1 protein-coding gene is annotated in these 410 nt (G+C 75.1%); it reads left to right on the top strand.

The window, feature by feature from the left end; translation table 11 throughout:
* The coding region (locus tag AO501_RS38330; protein WP_197419907.1) for a hypothetical protein at positions 1 to 410 on the top strand (410 nt) is incomplete at both ends.

The following is a 410-nucleotide window of genomic DNA, read 5'->3' as shown; positions in this document are numbered from 1 at the left end:
TTCGGGAGTGGCGGGGCGGGCGGCGCTGGTGGTAACGCCTCACTCGTCGGGTGGGGCGGAGCCGGTGGTGCCGGTGGTAACGCGGGCGGCGGAATCGGTGGAGCCGGCGGCGCCGGCGGTGCGGGTGGAAGGCTGGTCGCCATCGGAGGCGCTGGCGGTGCAGGCGGATATGGCTTTATCGGTGGGGGCACCGGCGGCGTCGGCGGCGATGCCGGCGGTGTGCTCCTTGGACTGGGCGGTGCCGGCGGTGCCGGCGGAACCAGCTTCACCTTGGGTGGTACCGGTGGTGGCGGTGGCGCCGGTGGCGGCTACCTCTTCGGACTCGGCGGTGCGGGCGGGGCCGGCGGAACGGCCTTCGATGCTACCGGCGTCGGCGGTGCTGGGGGTGGTGGTGGTGCCGCCGGTGTGCT

The sequence above is a fragment of the Mycobacterium gordonae genome (assembly GCF_001417955.2).
Classification (GTDB): Bacteria; Actinomycetota; Actinomycetes; order Mycobacteriales; family Mycobacteriaceae; genus Mycobacterium; species Mycobacterium gordonae_B.
Note: the sequence above shows the minus strand (reverse complement) of the source record. Positions and strands in the feature narration are given on the sequence as shown.